This window comes from Streptomyces monomycini (genome assembly GCF_022271435.1).
Lineage (GTDB): Bacteria > Actinomycetota > Actinomycetes > Streptomycetales > Streptomycetaceae > Streptomyces > Streptomyces monomycini.
Genome location: NZ_JAFIQY010000047.1, coordinates 1 through 19,339, shown reverse-complemented (window position 1 = coordinate 19,339; position 19,339 = coordinate 1). Strand labels below are relative to the sequence as shown.

17 protein-coding genes are annotated in these 19,339 nt (G+C 72.4%); 15 read left to right on the top strand and 2 right to left on the bottom strand.

Annotated features, from left to right (window positions below):
- Positions 1 to 72 precede the first annotated feature (72 nt).
- The 3 genes from JXZ78_RS34510 to JXZ78_RS34500 all read left to right on the top strand — a co-directional run bounded on the left by JXZ78_RS34510 (position 73) and on the right by JXZ78_RS34500 (position 2,953).
- Positions 73 to 717, top strand: coding sequence for a vitamin K epoxide reductase family protein (locus JXZ78_RS34510; RefSeq protein WP_030023491.1), 645 nt, complete (start codon positions 73 to 75; stop codon positions 715 to 717).
- A gap of 90 nt (positions 718 to 807) precedes the next feature.
- A complete protein-coding gene (locus JXZ78_RS34505; protein WP_030023490.1) occupies positions 808 to 2,163 on the top strand; it encodes a replication-associated recombination protein A in 1,356 nt (451 codons plus the stop codon).
- Between the two features lie 274 nt (positions 2,164 to 2,437).
- Entirely contained in the window at positions 2,438 to 2,953 is a 516-nt protein-coding gene (locus tag JXZ78_RS34500; protein WP_030023489.1) for a 2,4'-dihydroxyacetophenone dioxygenase family protein, read from the top strand.
- Positions 2,954 to 3,016: 63 nt separating this feature from the next.
- Here the strand turns inward: JXZ78_RS34500 and JXZ78_RS34495 are convergent, their stop codons facing one another.
- Positions 3,017 to 3,775 (bottom strand): DUF2470 domain-containing protein, encoded by a 759-nt coding sequence (locus JXZ78_RS34495; RefSeq protein ID WP_030023488.1) that lies wholly within the window; start codon positions 3,773 to 3,775, stop codon positions 3,017 to 3,019.
- Positions 3,776 to 3,960: 185 nt separating this feature from the next.
- Here JXZ78_RS34495 and rpsD point away from each other — a divergent pair, with 185 nt between their 5' ends.
- The gene (rpsD, locus tag JXZ78_RS34490) at positions 3,961 to 4,572 is read left to right on the top strand and encodes a 30S ribosomal protein S4 (protein WP_030023487.1); all 612 of its coding nucleotides are present in this window, start codon (positions 3,961 to 3,963) and stop codon (positions 4,570 to 4,572) included.
- Between the two features lie 59 nt (positions 4,573 to 4,631).
- Here the strand turns inward: rpsD and JXZ78_RS34485 are convergent, their stop codons facing one another.
- A complete protein-coding gene (locus JXZ78_RS34485) occupies positions 4,632 to 6,917 on the bottom strand; it encodes an ATP-binding protein (protein WP_030023486.1) in 2,286 nt (761 codons plus the stop codon).
- A gap of 168 nt (positions 6,918 to 7,085) precedes the next feature.
- Here JXZ78_RS34485 and JXZ78_RS34480 point away from each other — a divergent pair, with 168 nt between their 5' ends.
- From JXZ78_RS34480 to JXZ78_RS34430, 11 genes are all read left to right on the top strand, one after another.
- A complete protein-coding gene (locus JXZ78_RS34480; RefSeq protein WP_208870221.1) occupies positions 7,086 to 7,523 on the top strand; it encodes a DUF948 domain-containing protein in 438 nt (145 codons plus the stop codon).
- Between the two features lie 8 nt (positions 7,524 to 7,531).
- Positions 7,532 to 7,900 carry a DUF6167 family protein gene (locus JXZ78_RS34475; RefSeq protein ID WP_030023484.1) on the top strand — a complete coding sequence of 123 codons (369 nt, stop codon included), beginning with the start codon at positions 7,532 to 7,534 and terminating at the stop codon, positions 7,898 to 7,900.
- The gene (gene alaS / locus JXZ78_RS34470) at positions 7,900 to 10,569 is read left to right on the top strand and encodes an alanine--tRNA ligase (protein WP_238783567.1); all 2,670 of its coding nucleotides are present in this window, start codon (positions 7,900 to 7,902) and stop codon (positions 10,567 to 10,569) included. Before JXZ78_RS34475 ends, alaS begins: the two co-directional genes overlap by 1 nt.
- A gap of 13 nt (positions 10,570 to 10,582) precedes the next feature.
- Complete coding sequence (gene ruvX, locus JXZ78_RS34465; RefSeq protein WP_030023480.1) at positions 10,583 to 11,047, top strand: Holliday junction resolvase RuvX; 465 nt, start codon at positions 10,583 to 10,585, stop codon at positions 11,045 to 11,047.
- A 125-nt stretch (positions 11,048 to 11,172) separates the two neighbouring features.
- A complete protein-coding gene (gene mltG, locus JXZ78_RS34460; RefSeq protein WP_030023478.1) occupies positions 11,173 to 13,158 on the top strand; it encodes an endolytic transglycosylase MltG in 1,986 nt (661 codons plus the stop codon).
- A 138-nt stretch (positions 13,159 to 13,296) separates the two neighbouring features.
- On the top strand, positions 13,297 to 14,136 hold the full coding sequence (locus JXZ78_RS34455) for a shikimate dehydrogenase (RefSeq protein WP_030023476.1): 840 nt from the start codon (positions 13,297 to 13,299) through the stop codon (positions 14,134 to 14,136).
- A 117-nt stretch (positions 14,137 to 14,253) separates the two neighbouring features.
- Positions 14,254 to 15,438 (top strand): chorismate synthase, encoded by a 1,185-nt coding sequence (gene aroC, locus JXZ78_RS34450; RefSeq protein WP_030023475.1) that lies wholly within the window; start codon positions 14,254 to 14,256, stop codon positions 15,436 to 15,438.
- Positions 15,435 to 16,016, top strand: coding sequence for a shikimate kinase (locus tag JXZ78_RS34445; RefSeq protein ID WP_030023472.1), 582 nt, complete (start codon positions 15,435 to 15,437; stop codon positions 16,014 to 16,016). Before aroC ends, JXZ78_RS34445 begins: the two co-directional genes overlap by 4 nt.
- Positions 16,013 to 17,104, top strand: a complete 1,092-nt coding sequence (gene aroB, locus JXZ78_RS34440; protein WP_030023470.1) for a 3-dehydroquinate synthase — start codon at positions 16,013 to 16,015, stop codon at positions 17,102 to 17,104. The genes JXZ78_RS34445 and aroB overlap by 4 nt, the downstream gene beginning before the upstream one ends.
- Entirely contained in the window at positions 17,101 to 17,538 is a 438-nt protein-coding gene (gene aroQ, locus JXZ78_RS34435) for a type II 3-dehydroquinate dehydratase (protein WP_030023468.1), read from the top strand. Before aroB ends, aroQ begins: the two co-directional genes overlap by 4 nt.
- 279 nt (positions 17,539 to 17,817) lie before the next feature.
- Positions 17,818 to 18,681 carry an AAA family ATPase gene (locus tag JXZ78_RS34430; RefSeq protein ID WP_030023467.1) on the top strand — a complete coding sequence of 288 codons (864 nt, stop codon included), beginning with the start codon at positions 17,818 to 17,820 and terminating at the stop codon, positions 18,679 to 18,681.
- The last annotated feature ends 658 nt before the right edge of the window (positions 18,682 to 19,339 follow it).

Genomic DNA, 19,339 nt, shown 5'->3' with positions numbered 1-19,339 from the left:
AATGATGGCCCGGCGCGCGCCAGTTGGAACGCGCCGTCCGCTCACTCCCCACGGCACCGACGGAACGGCGATATGACCACGACAGCGCTTGACGACGTGTCCACCGGCGACGATCACCCGGGTCGCGGCGGCGGCCCGACCGGCTCGGGGCGGGGGCTGGCCTGGCTGCTGGTGGTCACCAGCGCCCTGGGTCTGCTCGCGTCCTGGGTGATCACCATGGACAAGATCGAGCTGCTGAAGGACCCGAACTTCAAGCCGGCCTGCAGCCTGAGCCCGATCGTCTCCTGCGGCAATGTGATGCAGAGCCCGCAGGCCGAGGTCTTCGGCTTCCCCAACCCGGTCGCCGGCCTGATCGCGTTCGGTGTGGTCATGGGGATCGGCGTCGGCCTGCTGGCCGGGGCCCGCTACCGCGCCTGGTACTGGATCGGCCTGAACATCGGCACCCTCGCCGGCTCCGTCTTCTGCATGTGGCTGATGTCGCAGTCGCTGTACGTCATCAACTCGCTGTGCCTGTGGTGCACGCTGACCTGGTGCGTCACCATCCTGATGTTCTGGTACACCACCGTGCACAACCTCAAGCACGGGATCATCCCCGCGCCGGCCGGCCTGCGGAAGGCCGTGCTGGAGTTCCACTGGGTCGTGCCGGTGCTCTGGTACGGCGTGATCGCGCTGCTGATCCTCACCAAGTGGTGGTCGTACTGGAGCTCGCTGATCTGAGGCCGGTCCGGGCTTCGGACGACGCCGCCGGACGGCCGGGGAACCGGCTCCCCGGCGGCGTTGTCAGTGCGGTGAACTAGGCTCTGGAGCGTGGAGCCCGACCTGTTCACCGCCGCTGCCGAAGACCGCCAGGAGAAAGACCCCACGGGGTCGCCCCTCGCCGTACGGATGCGTCCGCGCACCCTTGACGAGGTGGTCGGCCAGCAGCATCTGCTCAAGCCCGGATCACCGCTGCGCCGCCTGGTCGGCGAGGGCAACGGCGGCCCGGCGGGCCCGTCCTCCGTCTTCCTGTGGGGCCCGCCCGGCATCGGCAAGACCACCCTCGCCTACGTGGTCAGCCAGGCGACGAACAAGCGCTTCGTGGAGCTCTCCGCGATCACCGCAGGCGTCAAGGAGGTCCGCGCCGTCATCGACGGCGCGCGCCGCGCCTCCGGCGGCTACGGCAAGGAGACCGTCCTCTTCCTCGACGAGATCCACCGCTTCAGCAAGGCCCAGCAGGACTCCCTGCTGCCCGCCGTCGAGAACCGCTGGGTCACGCTGATCGCCGCGACGACCGAGAATCCGTACTTCTCGGTGATCTCCCCGCTGCTCTCCCGCTCCCTCCTGCTGACGCTCGAACCGCTCACCGATGACGACCTGCGCGGCCTGCTCAAGCGCGCGCTGACGGACGCGCGGGGGCTGGCGGGCGCGGTCACCCTGCCCGAGGACACCGAGGCGCACCTGCTGCGCATCGCGGGCGGCGACGCGCGCCGCGCGCTCACGGCCCTGGAGGCGGGCGCCGGGTCGGCCATCTCCAAGGGGGAGAAGGAGATCACCCTCCAGACGCTGGAGGAGTCCGTCGACCGGGCCGCGGTCAAGTACGACCGGGCCGGTGACCAGCACTACGACGTCGCCAGCGCCCTGATCAAGTCCATCCGGGGCTCCGACGTGGACGCGGCGCTGCACTACCTCGCGCGGATGATCGAGGCGGGCGAGGACCCGCGGTTCATCGCGCGGCGGCTGATGATCTCGGCGAGCGAGGACATCGGGCTGGCCGACCCGTCCGCCTTGCAGACCGCGGTGGCCGCGGCCCAGGCCGTGGCGCTGATCGGCTTCCCGGAGGCCCGCATCACGCTCAGCCAGGCCACGATCGCGCTGGCGCTGGCCCCGAAGTCCAACGCGGCCTATCTGGCCATCGACGCGGCCCTCGCGGACGTACGGGCCGGACTGGCGGGCCCCGTGCCGTCGCATCTGCGCGACAGCCACTACAAGGGCGCCGAGAAACTGGGGCACGGCAAGGGCTACCAGTACCCGCACGACCTGCCCGGCGGGATCGCCGCCCAGCAGTACGCACCGGACGAGGTGCACGGCAAGCGGTATTACGCGCCTACGCGGTATGGCGCCGAGGCGCGCTACGCGGATGTGACGGACCGCGTGCGGGGCCGCTTGCGCGGCGAGGAACCGTAAACGCGGGGCGGCTCCGCGGCGAGGAACCGTAAACGCGGGTGCGTGGACGGGGCGGTTGCGTGCCGGGTACGGGTCGCTCGTGGCCGGGGGCCGTCCTCAAGCGCCGGACGGGCTGGATTTTGCTGGGGCACGGTCGTCCGTGAACGCCGGACGGGCTGATGCGTTGCTGCCCCGGCCGTCCGGAAGGCGACTGTTGTGCCGGGGCGAGGGGAGCCGACCATGGCTGTGCCGGCGTGCCCGCTCAGGGCCCAGCACCGACGGGAAGGATTCCGCCATGACGATCAGCTCGAATCCGGACGCGGACCGATTGGCCGCGATCGAAGCGCGGATCGACCGGCGCCGGGACCAGTACGCGCTGCCCGAAGGGCACATCGCGGAGGCGGACTCGCCCTGGCTTCCCTTCGTCCCGCAGGTGATGATCAAGCATCTGACGTTCGACGTCCGCGGCAGCTCGGCCGCCAACGTCCTGTGGGTGCAGGCCGGCGGAGCGCTGGGCCGCCACCGACATCGCGGCCCGGTCTCGGGCTACGTGCTCGACGGCAGCTGGCGGTACCTGGAGTACGACTGGGTCGGCCGGCCGGGCGACTTCGTCAGGGAAAGCCCGGGCCGTACCCACACCCTGGTCTCCGACGCGGGCATGAAGACCGTCTTCTGGCTGAACGGGCCGGTGGAGTTCCTCGACGAGCGGGACCGGGTGACCGAGGTGATCGACGTCTTCTGGTTCATCGACCACTACGAGCGCGGCTGCGAGGAGCAAGGCATCCCCGTCAACCGGGCGCTCTACCTGTGATCCGCCACCCGGTCGCCGGACGGGCCGGCTGGTCGCCCGTCCGGCGAGAGGCGGCTCTCGGTCTCATCCCGACGCGGCCGCGTCGAAGAGGGTGTGCATGGCGCGGCGGAGTTCGACGACGTCGCGGACGGGTTCCGGGAAGTCGAAGCGGGCGTCGAAGGAGCGGTGTGCGTCGTCGGTGAAGCGCACCCGCAGGCCGAAGCGGTCCAGGGCCACCGGTACGGCCCGGTCGCGGAAGTCGCACGCGCGCTGCGAGCGGTCCCCGAGCAGCGTGCACAGACCGCGGACCTGGTCGCTGTGGGCCGAGTGGAGATGCTGGAGCAGTTCTGCCTCGTGGGCCGCCAGCGGGTCGGGTTCGGCCCGGGCGAACTCGTCCGGCTCGATGGCCTGGGCGCCCCACAGGTCGTCCACGGCCGCCTCGCCGACCTCCATGCGCAGCATCATCCACGCCGGCCGCCCGAACATGCCCGGCGGCGGGTCCGGCTGCAGGGCCTCGCCGATGCCGAGCAGTTCGCCGACCGGGTGCCGTTCGGCGAGCAGCATGGCCGCGCGGGCGCGCTCCTCGTTGCGTACGGGAGTGAGCCAGCCCGCCACCCAGGCCCGGCCGCGGATGCGGTGGGGCACCGAGACGGGGGCCACGTCGGTGATCTCCATCACGGCGGTCAGGTCGTCGTCCTGGGCGTGGGCGGCGGCCCTGGCGGCCGCGGAGTCCCCGGGGACCAGGAGGAGCACGTCACCAGCACTGGTGACCGTACGGCATACTGGTGCGGAGAGTCCTGCGTCGTCGGGGTCCTCGATTCCGGGGATGCTCAGCGAGGCCATACCATTGGACTCGACGAGGGTGCGTACGCGCTCGGCGGCGGCTGGCTGCTGGGCGTCTTCCACGGGACGCGGCTGACCCGTCCCGGTGCTCTGACCAGCACCGGGCAGGGGGATCCCAGGTCGAAACATGCGTTCTCCTCGAAGTAAGGTAAGCCTAACCTAACCTACACGGAGGTCCGTTCCACGTGAACCAGTCGCGTCCCAAGGTCAAGAAGTCGCGCGCTCTCGGCATCGCCCTGACGCCGAAGGCCGTCAAGTACTTCGAGGCCCGTCCCTACCCGCCCGGCGAGCACGGCCGTGGCCGCAAGCAGAACAGTGACTACAAGGTCCGTCTGCTGGAGAAGCAGCGTCTGCGCGCGCAGTACGACATCAGCGAGCGCCAGATGGCGCGTGCCTACGACCGCGCTCGGAAGGTCGAAGGCAAGACCGGCGAGGCGCTGATCATCGAGCTTGAGCGCCGTCTGGACGCGCTCGTCCTGCGTTCGGGCATCGCCCGGACGATCTACCAGGCTCGTCAGATGGTCGTCCACGGCCACATCTCGGTGAACGACCGCAAGGTCGACAAGCCCTCCTTCCGCGTCCGTCCCGACGACGTCGTGATGGTCCGCGAGCGCAGCCGCGAGAAGCACCCCTTCCAGGTCGCGCGTGAGGGTGGCTACGCCCCCGACGGCGAGACCCCCCGCTACCTGCAGGTCAACCTGAAGGCCCTGGCGTTCCGCCTGGACCGTGACCCGCAGCGCAAGGAGATCCCGGTGATCTGCGACGAGCAGCTCGTCGTCGAGTACTACGCCCGTTGATCCAGGCGTAGACACCGCACGGATCGGTCCGCGCGCCTCGCGCGCGGACAGCCGCGTGCTCAGCCCGTCGTCTCTCCGCCGCTTGCGGTGGGGGAGGCGGCGGGTTCGCTGTTTTCCGGGCGCGGTCCCGGTGCCGTGGGCCGCGGGCCCGGCACGGCGCCGTCCGGCCGTGCGTCCCCGCTGCTGCTCCCGCCCCCGCTGCTGTCGCTGCTGTCGCTCAGGATCCGGGCGACCGTCGCGTCCAGGCCGAGCCGGGCGCCGGCCCGCACACAGTGCTCGTACCGCTCCGCCCCGAGCAGCTCCCGCGCCTGCTCCTCGCACAGCTGATGCGGCTGGTTGTAGTAGCGGGAGCCGAACAGCGGCAGCCCGACCGAGGGCCAGATCCGCCCGGCGGCTCCCTGGAGCAGCGCCGCCTCCGCCGGATCGCCTTCGCCGAGGGTGACCAGCGCCAGCAGTTCGACGGCCAGCACCGCGCCCAGCAGGTCGTGGAAGGCGTGGTCGATGGCGAGGCACTCCTCCAGCAGCGCGCGCGCCCGCGCCGCCTCGCCACGGTTCCAGGCCGCGTAGGCCAGTACGAACAGCGCGTACGCCAGGGCCCACCGCTCCCCGTGGTCGTCGCAGATGTCCCGTACGTCCTCGCACAGGCGCACCGCCTCCGCGATGTCGCCCTGGAAGGCCACCGCCATCGCCAGCTCGACCTGTGCCATCAGTACGTTGCTGTTGAGTTCGCCGATGTCCCGGTAGCGGGTGAGCGCGTCGCGCAGCAGGCACTCGGCACGCGGCATGTCGTCGCGGACCAGTGCGAGACAGCCGGTGCGGTGCACGGCGTACGCGGCCGCGGTGGCGTTGCCGGCGCGCTCCGCTTCCTCGCCGCACTCCCGTAGCGCGCCCATCGCGCCCACCGCGTCGCCCTGGAGCACCGCCACGTACCCGGCCACCCACAGAGCCTTGAGACGTGCGTCGTCGTGCTCGCTGTCCAGCTCCAGTGAACGGTCGAGCCAGTGCCGCCCTTCCGAGAGCCGGCCGCAGCCGACCCAGTAGAACCACAGCGTGCCCGCCAGATACTGGCCGAGGTGCGTGTCTCCGGAGCTGTCGAGGCTGTATTCCAGGGCGATCCGCAGGTTGGGCAGCTCGCACTCGATCCTGGTGGCGACCTCGGCCTGCCGTGGACTGAACCAGTCCAGCTCGCACCAGGTGGCCAGGCCCACGTACCAGTCGCGGTGCCTGCGGCGCAGCCGCTCGACGTCGCCCAGCGCTTCCAGCCAGCCGGCCCCGTACTCCCGAACGGTGTCCAGCATCCGGTAGCGCAGGCCCGCCGGGGTCTCCTCCCGTACGGCGACGGACTGGGCCACCAGTTCGTCGAGGACGTCGAGCAGTTCGTCCGCGGGCAGATCGGGGCCGGAGCAGATGTACTCCGCGGCGTCCAGGTCGAACTGTCCGGCGAAGACGGAGAGCCGCGCCCACAGCAGGCGTTCCGCGGGGGTGCACAGCTCGTGGCTCCAGCCGATCGTCGTCCGCAGGGTCTGATGGCGCGCCGGGGGCGCCACCGGTTCCGAGGGCGAGGAGAAGCCCGGGGGCGAGGTGCGGGTGCCCCCGGTCAGCAGCCGGAAGCGGTCGTCGATCCGGTGCAGCAGCTGCTCCACCGACAAGGCTCGCAGCCGCCCGGCCGCCAGCTCCAGGGCCAGCGGAATGCCGTCCAGCCGCCGGCACAGCTCGGCGACGGCGGCCTCGCCGTCCGCGTCGGTGCGGAAGCCGGGGACCACGGCCGCCGCGCGGTCGTGGAAGAGGGCGGCCGCGTCCGCGACGTCCATCGGCGGCAGCGGCAGGTTCTGCTCGCCGGGCAGCCCGAGCGGGCGCCGGCCCGCCGCCAGGACGCGCAGGCCGGGCGCCCGGCGCAGCAGGTCGGCGGCGAGTGCGGCGCAGCCGTCGACCAGGTGCTCGTACCCGTCCAGGACGAGCAGCAGCTCGCGTCCGGCGAGGTGGTCGCGGAGCGCGGCGCGCGGCGGCCGGCCGGTGTGGTCGGCGAGGCCCAGCGCTTCGGCGACGGCGTGGTCCAGCAGGCCGCCGTGGCGCAGGGTGGCCAGTTCGACCAGCCACACCCCGTCGCAGAAGCGATCCTGCAAGATCGCCGCAGCTTGGGTGGCGAGCCGGGTCTTCCCGGCCCCGCCGACACCGGTGAGCGTCACCAGCCGGGCGGACTCCAGGTGACCGGCGAGCGCGGCGAGTTCACCGTCGCGGCCGACGAACCGGGTGAGCTCCGCGGGCAGGTTGCCGGGCACCCGCGGGCGCGCGGCGAAGGGGCGGGGAACCCGGGGAAGGGGATCGGGGCGCATGGAGCGTCGCATGGAACACGGAGCGTACTCGCAGGTGTGCGCACCGTACAATCACGCGTCGGCGGGCCCCGCGCCGCACGGGGAACGCGGTACGGGCCGACGGTCGCGGCGCGATAGGCTCGGGCTCTGCCGTTCGAGCAGGACGGGACCAGAACAAGTCAGTCGGAGAGTGGTGCCAACGTGTCCGGTGGAGAGGTGGCCGGGATCCTCGTGGCCGTCTTCTGGGCGATCCTCGTGTCCTTCCTCGCCCTGGTGCTGGTGAGGCTCGCACAGACGCTCAAGGCGACGACCAAGATGGTCGCCGAGGTGTCCGAACAGGCCGTACCGCTCCTGGCCGACGCGTCCGCGACCGTCCGCTCCGCGCACACCCAGCTCGCCCGCGTCGACGCGATCGCCTCCGACGTCCAGGAGGTCACCGCCAACGCCTCCGCGCTCTCCTCGACCGTCTCCTCCGCCTTCGGCGGACCACTGGTCAAGGTCGCGGCGTTCGGCTACGGCGTGCGCCGCGCGATCGGCAAGAAGGGCGCGCCGCCGCCCGAGCCGAAGCGCACCGTCGTCGGCCGTACCCTGCCCGCAGCCCGCCGAGGCGGGCGCCGCAACCGTCGCTCCAAGGACTGATCGCCGCGATGTTCCGCCGCGCATTCTGGTTCACCACCGGCGCCGCCGCCGGAGTCTGGGCCACCACCAAGGTCAACCGCAAGCTCCGCAAGCTCCAGCCCGACAGCCTCGCGGCCCAGGCCGCCGACAAGGCCGTCGAGACCGGACAGCGGCTGCGCCAATTCGCGTTGGACGTCCGGACGGGAATGGCGGACCGTGAAGGGCAGCTCCACGAAGCGCTGGGCCTGACGGACCAGGGCGACGCCCGCGAGCTGCCGCCGGCGCGCTCCCGCGCCGCACTCGAAACGACGCAGTACCCGATCACGCAGCACCAGATCACGCAGCACCGAACGAGAACCCCCGGCCCGACCGGACCGACCGGAAATGAGGACCACTGATGGAGTCGGCTGAAATCCGCCGCCGCTGGCTGCGCTTCTTCGAGGAGCGCGGGCACACCGTAGTGCCGTCGGCGTCGCTCATCGCGGACGACCCGACCCTGCTGCTGGTCCCCGCGGGCATGGTGCCCTTCAAGCCGTACTTCCTCGGCGAGGTCAAGCCGCCCTTCGACCGCGCCACCAGCGTCCAGAAGTGCGTGCGCACGCCGGACATCGAAGAGGTCGGCAAGACCACCCGGCACGGCACGTTCTTCCAGATGTGCGGCAACTTCTCCTTCGGCGACTACTTCAAGGAAGGCGCCATCAAGTACGCCTGGGAGCTGCTGACCAGCTCGCAGGCGGACGGCGGCTACGGCCTGGACCCGGAGAAGCTCTGGGTCACGGTCTACCTGGACGACGACGAGGCCGAGCGCATCTGGCACGAGGTCGTCGGCGTGCCCAAGGAGCGCATCCAGCGCCTGGGCAAGTCGGAGAACTACTGGTCCATGGGCGTCCCGGGCCCGTGCGGCCCGTGCTCCGAGATCAACTACGACCGCGGCCCCGAGTTCGGCGTCGAGGGCGGCCCGGCCGTCAACGACGAGCGGTACGTGGAGATCTGGAACCTGGTCTTCATGCAGTACGAGCGCGGTGCCGGCACCTCGAAGGAGGACTTCGAGATCCTCGGCGACCTGCCGAGCCAGAACATCGACACCGGCCTCGGCCTGGAACGCCTGGCGATGATCCTCCAGGGCGTCCACAACATGTACGAGACCGACACCCTGCGGGTCGTCATCGACAAGGCCGGCGAGCTGACCGGTGTGCGCTACGGCGCCGGCGCGGACAGCGACGTGTCGCTGCGCGTGGTCGCCGACCACATGCGTACCTCCACCATGCTCATCGGCGACGGCGTCACCCCCGGCAACGAGGGCCGCGGCTACGTGCTGCGCCGCATCATGCGCCGCGCCATCCGCAACATGCGCCTGCTCGGCGCCACCGGCCCGGTCGTCGCCGACCTGCTGGACGTCGTCATCAAGACGATGGGCCAGCAGTACCCGGAGCTGCTGGAGGACCGCAAGCGCATCGAGACGGTCGCCCTCGCCGAGGAGGCCGCCTTCCTCAAGACGCTCAAGGCCGGCACCACCATCCTGGACACCGCCGTCAGCGAGACCAAGGCCGCCGGCGGCACGGTCCTCGCCGGCGACAAGGCGTTCCTGCTCCACGACACCTGGGGCTTCCCGATCGACCTCACCCTCGAAATGGCCGCCGAACAGGGCCTTTCGGTGGACGAGAACGGCTTCCGCCGCCTGATGAAGGAACAGCGGGAGCGCGCCAAGGCCGACGCCCAGGCCAAGAAGCACGGCCACGCCGACCTGTCCGCCTACCGCGAGGTCGCCGACCGCGCGGGCGCCACCGTCTTCACCGGCTACGCGCACACCGAGGGCGAGTCCACCGTCGTGGGCCTGCTGGCCAACGGCACGGCCGCCCCCGCCGCCCACGAGGGCGACGAGGTCGAGATCGTCCTGGACCGCACCCCCTTCTACGCCGAGGGCGGCGGCCAGCTCGCCGACACCGGCCGCATCCGGCTGGAGTCGGGCGCCGTCGTCGAGGTCCGCGACGTGCAGCGGCCGGTCCCCGGCGTCACGGTGCACAAGGGCGTCGTCCAGGTCGGCGAGGTCGTGGTCGGCTCGGCCGCGTACGCCACCATCGATGTCAAGCGCCGCCGGGCCATCGCCCGCGCCCACAGCGCCACCCACCTCACCCACCAGGCGCTGCGCGACGCGCTCGGCCCGACCGCCGCCCAGGCCGGTTCGGAGAACTCCCCGGGCCGCTTCCGCTTCGACTTCGGCTCGCCGGCCGCCGTGCCCGGCACGGTCCTGACCGACGTCGAGCAGCGGATCAACGAGGTGCTCTCCCGCGAGCTGGACGTCCAGGCCGAGGTCATGAGCATGGAGGACGCCAAGAAGCAGGGCGCCATCGCCGAATTCGGCGAGAAGTACGGCGACCAGGTGCGCGTGGTGACCATCGGTGACTTCTCCAAGGAGCTGTGCGGCGGCACGCACGTCGCCAACACCGCCCAGCTGGGTCTGGTCAAGCTGCTCGGCGAGTCCTCCATCGGCTCCGGCGTGCGCCGCGTGGAGGCCCTGGTCGGCGCCGACGCGTACCACTTCCTGGCCCGGGAGCACACCGTCGTCTCGCAGCTGACCGAGCTGGTCAAGGGCCGTCCCGAGGAGCTGCCCGAGAAGGTCTCCGGGATGCTGGCCAAGCTGCGGGAGGCCGAGAAGGAGATCGAGCGCTACCGCGCGGAGAAGGTCCTCCAGGCCGCCGCCGGGCTGGCGCAGGGGGCCAAGGACGTACGGGGGGTCGCGCTGGCCGCCGCCCAGGTCGCCGAGGGCACCTCCGCCGACGACCTGCGCAAGCTGGTGCTGGACGTGCGCGGCCGCATCCCGGGCGACCGCCCGGCCGTGGTCGCCCTGTTCACGGTGGCGGGCGGCCGCCCGCTGACCGTCATCGCCACCAACGAGGCCGCCCGCGAGCGCGGCATCAAGGCCGGTGACCTGGTCCGTACGGCTGCCAAGACGCTCGGTGGCGGTGGCGGCGGCAAGCCGGACGTCGCCCAGGGCGGCGGCCAGAACGCCGCCGCGGTGCCCGAGGCGATCGAGGCCGTCGAGCGTCTCGTGGCCGAGGCGGCCTGAGCGCGTGAGTGAGATGCGGCGCGGCAGGCGCCTCGCCATCGACGTCGGAGACGCCCGGATCGGGGTCGCCTCGTGCGACCCCGACGGGGTCCTCGCGACCCCTGTGGAGACGGTGCCGGGCCGGGACGTCCCGGCGGCGCACCGGCGGCTCAAGGCGATCGTCGAGGAGTACGAGCCCATCGAGGTCGTCGTCGGCCTGCCCCGCTCCCTGAACGGGGGAGAGGGGCCGGCCGCGGCCAAGGTGCGGGCCTTCGCGCAGGAGATGGCGCGCGGGATCGCTCCGGTGGCGGTACGCCTCGTCGATGAGCGCATGACAACCGTCACAGCCACCCAGGGGCTGCGGGCGTCGGGAGTACGGAGCAAGAAGGGCCGTTCGGTGGTGGATCAGGCCGCTGCCGTGGTGATTCTGCAGAGCGCGCTGGAGACCGAACGGGTGTCTGGACAGCCACCCGGAGAGAGCGTCGAAGTGGTCATCTGATCGCGGTACGGTAACGTTCCGCGCGACGTAGCGGCGGATCGAACAACCGCACGTGCAGAAAGAGGCGGTCGGTACCGCAGGCGCTGCCACCCAGGAGCGCACCGCCTCGCGGCTCTAGGGGATCGATGACTGAGTATGGCCGGGGCTACGGCTCCGAACCGTGGCATCCGGACGACCCTCTCTACGGAGACCAGGGTCGTTACGGGGGCCAGCCGCAACAACCTCAGCAAGGTCCCTACGGGGAGCAGTACGGCGGCCCGCAGCAGAACGCTTACGGCGGGCAGCAGCAGGGGGGCCAGCAGCACGGCCACGGTGGCCAGCAGCACGGCGGCCAGCAGCATGGTGGCCATGGTGGTCAGCAGCACGGCGGCCAGCAGCACAGTGGCCACGGCGGTCAGCAGCAGCCTTACGGGCAGCAGCCGCAGGACCGGCAGTGGGACGAGCTTTCCGGCCCCTACCCTCCGGTCCAGCAGCAGTACGGCGGCGGATGGGACGCCTCCCAGGGGGGCGTCCCGTACGACCCGTACGGACAGCACCCGCCGGTCGACCCGTACAGCGGCCAGAGCCCGGACTACTACGGGACGCAGGACGCCTACCCGCCGCCGCAGCCCCAGCACCTCCGGCAGCAGCAGGCCGGGCAGGCCGGGCCGCACGGACAGGCCGGGCAGCCAGGGCCTTACGGGCAGGCCGGACAGCACGAGCAGCCCGGTCCTCATGGGCAGCCGGGACCGCACGGCCAGCCCGGCCCGCACGGACCGCAGGGGCAGGGTGAACAGGGAGACCAGGTCGCCCAGACCGCCCAGTTCGAGGCGGTACGGCCGGAGCACCTGAGCCAGCCGCCGCACCCGTCCCCGCCCGGCGACGACTTCCGGGCCGCTCCCGGTCCGGAGCAGGACGAGCAGGTACGCGACCCGGCGCACTCCTTCTTCCAGGACGACCGCGACCACCGGGACGACCGGGACGACCGGGACGGCGGCGGTTACGACGACGCCGGCACCGACCCGCGTGAAGAACGCCGCGCCGGCCGCGAGCGCCGCGGCCGCAAGGGCAAGCAGCGCAGCCGGATGGCCTGCCTGCTCGTCGCCGGTGTCTTCGTCGTCGGCGGCGGCGGTGTCGCCTACTTCGGCTACGACTTCTGGCAGAGCCACTTCGGCTCGGCCCCCGACTTCGAGGGCGAGGGCAGCGGGGACGTCCAGGTCGAGATCCCGTCCGGCGCCTCCCTCCTGAAGATGGGCCTGCTCCTCAAACAGGCGGGCGTCGTCAAAAGCGCGGACGCCTTCACGGAGGCGGCGAGCGGCAAGCAGCTCCAGGCCGGCGCCTACTCGCTGCGCAAGCAGATGTCGGCGGCGTCCGCGGTGCAGCTCATGCTCGACCCCAAGAGCCGTAACGGCCTGACCGTCCGCGAGGGCCTGCGCAACGGTGCCGTCTACGACCTGATCGACAAGAAGCTGCACCTGAAGACCGGCACGACCAAGGACGTCGCCGCCGCCCAGGCCAAGAACCTCGGGCTGCCCTCGTGGGCGAACAGCAATCCGAAGATCAAGGATCCGCTGGAAGGGTTCCTCTACCCGTCCACCTACAGCGTCAGCGGCAAGGCGAAGCCGGAGGACGTCCTCAAGGAGATGGTGGCGCGGGCCAACCGGGAGTACGCCAAGTACGACCTGGAGGAGAACGCCAGGAAGCTGGACCTGAAGTCGCCGCTGGACCTGATCACGGTCGCCAGCCTCACCCAGGCCGAGGGGATCACCCACGACGACTTCCGGAAGATGGCCGCGGTCGTCTACAACCGGCTGGCGCCGAGCAACACGATCACCAACCAGAAGCTCGAATTCGACTCCACGTACAACTACCTGAAGAACCAGAGCAAGATCGACATCGGTACGCGGGAGATCCGCAACTATGACGATCCGTACAACACGTACTTCTACAAGGGGCTGCCGCCCGGCCCGATCGGCAATCCGGGAGCGGACGCGCTGAAGGCGTCGATCGACCCGGACAACAGCGCGAAGTGGCTGTTCTTCATCTCGATCGACGGCAAGAAGACGGACTTCACGACGAACCTCAAGGACCACGAGAAGCTGGTCCAGGAGTTCAACAAGCGGAAGCGGTAGTAGGTAAGGGCCGGTAGCCGGTGCCCGGCCCGCCCGGCTGCCCGACGGGAGCCGGGCAGCCGGGCGGCCAGGACCGGGGCGCCTCGGCCCTCGCGCACGGTTCGTCTATCGTGGCGCGGGTCCGAGCTGAGGAGCAGCATGTCCAGTGAAGTCCAGGGCCGTCACCGTGCGGCGGTCCTCGGGTCGCCGATCGCCCATTCCCTCTCCCCGGTCCTGCACCGGGCCGCTTACACCGAGCTGGGCCTGACCGGCTGGGAGTACGGCCGGCACGAGATCGACGAGGCCGCGCTGCCCGGTTTCATGGCCGGGCTGGACGGTGCCTGGGCGGGGCTCTCCCTGACCATGCCGCTCAAGCGCGCGGTGATTCCGCTGCTGGACAAGATCAGCGACACCGCGGCCTCCGTGGAGGCCGTGAACACCGTCGTCTTCACCGAGGACGGGCAGCGCACGGGCGACAACACCGACATTCCGGGCATGCTGGCCGCCTTGCGCGAGCGCGGTGTTCGGCAGGTCGAGCAGGCCGCCGTCCTGGGCGCCGGCGCCACCGCCTCCTCCGCGCTCGCGGCCCTGTCCCGCATCTGCGCGGGCGAGGTGACCGCCTACGTACGCAGCGAGGCGCGGGCCGCGGAGATGCGTGGCTGGGGCGAGCGGCTGGGCGTCGACGTCCGTACGGCCGACTGGTCGCAGGCTGCCGCGGCCTTCGAGGCGCCGCTGGTGATCGCCACCACCCCGGCCGGGACCACCGACGCGCTGGCCGCCGCCGTGCCCGACCAGCCCGGCACCCTCTTCGACGTCCTGTACGAGCCGTGGCCGACCACCCTGGCCACCGCGTGGGGCGCGCGTGGCGGAGCGGTGGTGGGCGGCCTCGACCTCCTCGTCCACCAGGCCGTACTGCAGGTGGAGCAGATGACGGGGCGGTCCCCGGCGCCCCTGGAGGCGATGCGCGCGGCGGGGGAGGCGGCGCTCGCGGGGCGGTGACCCGTCCGGCCGGTCCGGCCGGTGGTCCGGTTCCTGGACGGGCGGCGGTCCACCGGCGCGGACGTGGGAGGATCAGGGGGAGACTGTTCGCGCAGTAGCAGGACATGAGGAGCATCGTTGAGCAGGTTGCGCTGGCTGACGGCGGGGGAGTCGCACGGCCCCGCACTCGTGGCGACGCTGGAGGGCCTCCCGGCCGGCGTCCCGATCACCACGGACATGGTGGCGGACGCCCTGGCCCGTCGCCGGCTCGGCTATGGCCGCGGTGCCCGCATGAAGTTCGAGCGCGACGAGGTCACCTTTCTCGGCGGAGTCCGGCACGGACTCACCCTGGGCTCGCCCGTCGCGATCATGGTCGGGAACACCGAGTGGCCCAAGTGGGAGAAGGTCATGGCGGCCGACCCGGTCGACGAGGCGGAGCTGGCCGAACTGGCCCGTAACGCCCCGCTGACCCGGCCCCGCCCCGGCCACGCCGACCTGGCCGGCATGCAGAAGTACGGTTTCGACGAGGCCCGCCCGATCCTGGAGCGCGCCTCCGCCCGCGAGACCGCGGCCCGCGTCGCGCTCGGCACGGTCGCCCGCTCCTACCTCAAGGAGACGGCCGGTATCGAGATCGTCTCGCACGTGGTCGAGCTGGCCGCCGCCAAGGCCCCGTACGGCGTGGTGCCGAAGCCCTCGGACGTGGAGCGCCTGGACGCCGACCCGGTCCGCTGCCTGGACCCCGAGGCGAGTGCGGCGATGGTCGCCGAGATCGACCAGGCCCACAAGGACGGCGACACCCTCGGCGGCGTCGTCGAGGTGCTGGCGTACGGCGTGCCCGTGGGCCTCGGCTCGCACGTCCACTGGGACCGGCGGCTGGACGCGCGGCTGGCCGGTGCCCTCATGGGCATCCAGGCCATCAAGGGCGTCGAGGTCGGCGACGGTTTCGACCTGGCCCGGGTGCCCGGCTCCAAGGCGCACGACGAGATCGTCTCGACGGACGAGGGCATCCGCCGTACGACCGGCCGCTCGGGCGGCACCGAGGGCGGCCTGACCACCGGCGAGCTGCTGCGCGTACGGGCCGCGATGAAGCCCATCGCGACCGTCCCGCGCGCGCTGGCCACCGTCGACGTCGCCACCGGCGAGGCCACGCAGGCGCACCACCAGCGCTCCGACGTGTGCGCGGTCCCCGCGGCCGGCATCGTCGCCGAGGCGATGGTCGCGCTGGTGCTGGCCGACGCGGTGGCGGAGAAGTTCGGCGGCGACAGCGTGCCGGAGACCCGCCGCAACGTGCGGTCCTTCCTCGACGGCCTGGCGATCAAGTGACGCCGCCGCTCGTGGTGCTGGTGGGCCCCCCGGGCGCGGGGAAGTCCACCGTCGGGGCCCTGCTGGCCGAGCGGCTCGGCGCCGGGTACCGCGACACCGACGCGGACATCGAGGCGGGCGCGGGCAAGCCCATCCCGGACATCTTCATCGACCACGGCGAGCCGCACTTCCGTGAGCTGGAGCGGCGCGCCGTGCGCGCCGCGGTCGAGAGCCACCCCGGGGTGCTCTCGCTCGGCGGCGGCGCGATCATGGACGAGGACACCCGCGCCCTGCTCGCCGGCCTGCCGGTCGTCTTCCTGGACGTCCAACTGGCCGACGCCGTACGGCGGGTGGGGCTGGACGCGCCGCGCCCGCTGCTCGCCGTCAACCCGCGCCGGCGGTGGCGCGAGCTGATGGAGGCGCGCCGCCCGCTGTACACGGAGGTCGCGCGCGCCGTGGTCACCACGGACAGCCGGACGCCCGAAGAGGTCGCCGCGGCCGTACTGGACGCATTGCAGCTACACACATCACCGGAGGCCGGGACGCCGGCGGCGGACGCCGCGGCCCACGGCACACCCGGGAGGAAGGAACACCCGTGACGGAGCAGGCCACCCGCATCCAGGTCGGCGGCACCGCGGGCACCGACCCGTACGAGGTCCTGGTCGGCCGGCAGCTGCTGGGCGAGCTGGCGGGCCTGATCGGCCGGAAGGCCAAGCGCGTCGCCGTGCTGCATCCGGAGGCGCTGGCCGCCACCGGCGAGGCGCTGCGCGAGGACCTGGCGGGCCAGGGGTACGAGGCCATCGCCATCCAGCTGCCCAACGCCGAGGAGGCCAAGACCGCCGAGGTCGCCGCGTACTGCTGGAAGGCGCTGGGCCAGACCGGCTTCACCCGCACCGACGTGATCGTGGGCGTCGGCGGCGGCGCCACCACCGACGTCGCGGGTTTCGTCGCCGCGACCTGGCTGCGCGGGGTGCGCTGGATCGCCGTACCGACCACCGTGCTCGGCATGGTGGACGCCGCGGTCGGCGGCAAGACCGGCATCAACACCGCCGAGGGCAAGAACCTGGTCGGCGCCTTCCACCCGCCGGCCGGTGTGCTGTGCGACCTGGCCGCGCTGGACTCCCTCCCGGTCCACGACTACGTCTCCGGGCTCGCCGAGGTCATCAAGGCGGGCTTCATCGCCGACCCGGCGATCCTGGAGCTGATCGAGTCCGACCCCGAGGGCGCCAAGCGTCCCGACGGGCCGCACACCGCCGAGCTGATCGAGCGCGCCATCCGGGTCAAGGCCGAGGTCGTCTCCTCGGACCTCAAGGAGTCCGGCCTGCGGGAGATCCTCAACTACGGGCACACCCTGGCGCACGCCATCGAGAAGAACGAACGCTACAACTGGCGGCACGGCGCCGCCGTCTCCGTCGGCATGGTCTTCGCCGCCGAGCTGGGCCGGATCGCCGGCCGCCTGGACGACGCGACCGCCGACCGGCACCGCGCCGTACTGGGCGCGGTCGGCCTGCCGCTGACCTACCGCGGCGACCAGTGGCCCAAGCTGCTGGAGACGATGAAGGTCGACAAGAAGTCGCGCGGCGACCTGCTGCGCTTCATCGTCCTGGACGGCCTGGCCAAGCCCACCGTCCTGGAGGGCCCCGACCCGGCGATGCTGCTCGCCGCGCACGCGGAGATCGCCGCGTGAGGCGCGTCCTGGTCCTCAACGGCCCCAACCTCGGCCGCCTCGGCTCCCGCGAGCCCGACGTGTACGGCGCCACGTCGTACGCCGGCCTGGTCGAGCGCTGCACCGCGCTCGGCGAGGAGCTGGGCTTCGCGGCGGAGGTCCGGGAGACCAACGACGAGGGCGAGCTGGTCCGCTGGCTGCACGAGGCGGCGGACGGCTCCGTTCCGGTCGTCATCAACCCGGGCGCGTTCACGCATTACTCGTACGCCATGCGGGACGCCGCCGCCCAGCGCACGGCGCCCCTCGTCGAGGTGCACATCTCCAACCCGTACGCCCGCGAGGAGTTCCGCCACAACTCGGTGATCGCGGCGGTGGCCAGCGGTACGATCGCCGGCTTCGGCATCGGCTCCTACGAACTCGCGCTGCGCGCGCTGGCCGCCGAACTCACCGCCTGAGCTCGGCCCGTACCGCACACGCCCCCGCACACCGCGCCGCCCCCCCGGCCGTCGCAGAGCCGACGGCCGGGGGACACCGGCTGCCCCGGCGGGGGAGGACTGCGGCCATGTTCTGCGGGTACCGTTCGCCGGACAACCACCTCGGCCCACCCGGGCCGGACGCCCGGCGCGCCGGACACGCGAGCACCGTACGGACGGAACTCCCGCCCGTACCGCGGACACCGCGCACACCCCGGGCGGTCCTCGAACATTCGACCGCACGAGACGGAGAGCCACCGGATGCAGCACGCAGGGGGGACTCCGCTGCCACCGCCTCACGGGCCGGTGCCGGGCCAGGGGGCCGCGATGCCCCCGCATCCCGGTCAGGGCCACCCCATACCGCCGCACCAACATCAGCCGCAGCACCAGCCGCAGACCGCGCCGCCCGCTCCCGGCTGGCCCGCGCCTCCGCCGCCCGCCGCTCCGCCGCACGGCGCACCGACCGCGCCGCCGCCCGCCGAGGCCACCGGGCACATCCAGCTCCCGCCCGGCGCCCCCGTGGCGCTGCCCAGCCCGCCCGCCGGCGCCTCCGCGCCGGACGCCGCGCACGCCGCCGTGGCCGTACTGCTCATCGGCCCGGCCGGCGCCGGCAAGACCAGCGTCGCCCGGCACTGGGCCGACACCCGCCGGGTGCCCACCGCGCACATCAGCCTCGACGACGTCCGCGAATGGGTACGGTCCGGCTTCGCCGACCCCCAGTCGGGCTGGAACGACCACTCCGAGGCGCAGTACCGGCTGGCCCGCCGCACCTGCGGCTTCGCGGCCCGCAACTTCCTCGCCAACGGCATCTCCTGCATCCTCGACGACGCCGTCTTCCCGGACCGCCCGGTCATCGGCCTCGGCGGCTGGAAGCGTCACGTGGGCCCTGGCCTGCTGCCGATCGTGCTCCTGCCGGGCCTGGAGATCGTCCTGGAGCGCAACGCCCGCCGCACGGGCAACCGACGCCTCTCCGACGAGGAGGTCGCCCGCATCCACGGCCGGATGGCAGGCTGGTACGGCTCCGGCCTGCCCATCATCGACAACTCGGCACACGACGTGCCCACCACGGCCCGCCTTTTGGACGACGTGGTCGCCCGCAGCATCGCGAGTCCGCCGAGTTGGTAGGGGTGGAGGCCGGGGGCTGAGGGGCCGGGGCTCGATGTCCAGGGCTCACGAAGCTCTCCGGGGCCACGAGGCTCCGGGTGCTCGATGCCTCGGTCAACGAAGCCCTTCGGGTGCAGGAGGCTCCGGGTGCTCGATGCCCTCCAGGGGCATGACGCCCCTCGGGCTCACCAAGCCCTCGGGCGTACGGTGCTCCTCCGGGTGCACGGTGCCTCTCCGGGCGTACGGTGCCTCTCCGGGTGAACGGTGCCCCTCGGGCGTACGGTGCTCCTCCGGGCGTACGGTGCTCCTCTGGGTGCATGGTGCCCCTCCAGGCGCACGGTGCCCCTCGGGCGCACGGTGCCCCTCGGGCGCACGGTGCCCCTCGGACTCACGAGGCCCCGAGCGCACGAAAAGCGCCGGGTTCCCGGGGGCTCCCGGGGTTCCCGCCGCCCCCTCCGGGTATTCCCCCGTCGGGGGGACGAGCCTGTTCGATTCGCCCCGTAGGAGCCGCGCGACCCGCCGCCGAACCGGGGGATGCTCCGCCACCAGCCGCAGACCGGCTGCCACCTCTGCGACGCCGCCCACCACCCCGGCCGGGCGGTCCGGCCTGACGGACGCCCGGGACCGTTCGGCACCTGGATGCCCGGGGCCGTTCGGTATCTGGATGCCCGGGACCGTT

Coding starts and splice junctions, on each gene's coding strand:
- JXZ78_RS34510 (WP_030023491.1), top strand. CDS start 73: ATGACCACGACAGCGCTTGACGACGTGTCCACCGGCGACGATCACCCG.
- JXZ78_RS34500 (WP_030023489.1), top strand. CDS start 2,438: ATGACGATCAGCTCGAATCCGGACGCGGACCGATTGGCCGCGATCGAA.
- JXZ78_RS34495 (WP_030023488.1), bottom strand. CDS start 3,775: ATGGCCTCGCTGAGCATCCCCGGAATCGAGGACCCCGACGACGCAGGA.
- JXZ78_RS34485 (WP_030023486.1), bottom strand. CDS start 6,917: ATGCGACGCTCCATGCGCCCCGATCCCCTTCCCCGGGTTCCCCGCCCC.
- JXZ78_RS34475 (WP_030023484.1), top strand. CDS start 7,532: ATGTTCCGCCGCGCATTCTGGTTCACCACCGGCGCCGCCGCCGGAGTC.
- alaS (WP_238783567.1), top strand. CDS start 7,900: ATGGAGTCGGCTGAAATCCGCCGCCGCTGGCTGCGCTTCTTCGAGGAG.
- ruvX (WP_030023480.1), top strand. CDS start 10,583: ATGCGGCGCGGCAGGCGCCTCGCCATCGACGTCGGAGACGCCCGGATC.
- mltG (WP_030023478.1), top strand. CDS start 11,173: ATGACTGAGTATGGCCGGGGCTACGGCTCCGAACCGTGGCATCCGGAC.
- JXZ78_RS34455 (WP_030023476.1), top strand. CDS start 13,297: ATGTCCAGTGAAGTCCAGGGCCGTCACCGTGCGGCGGTCCTCGGGTCG.
- JXZ78_RS34430 (WP_030023467.1), top strand. CDS start 17,818: ATGCAGCACGCAGGGGGGACTCCGCTGCCACCGCCTCACGGGCCGGTG.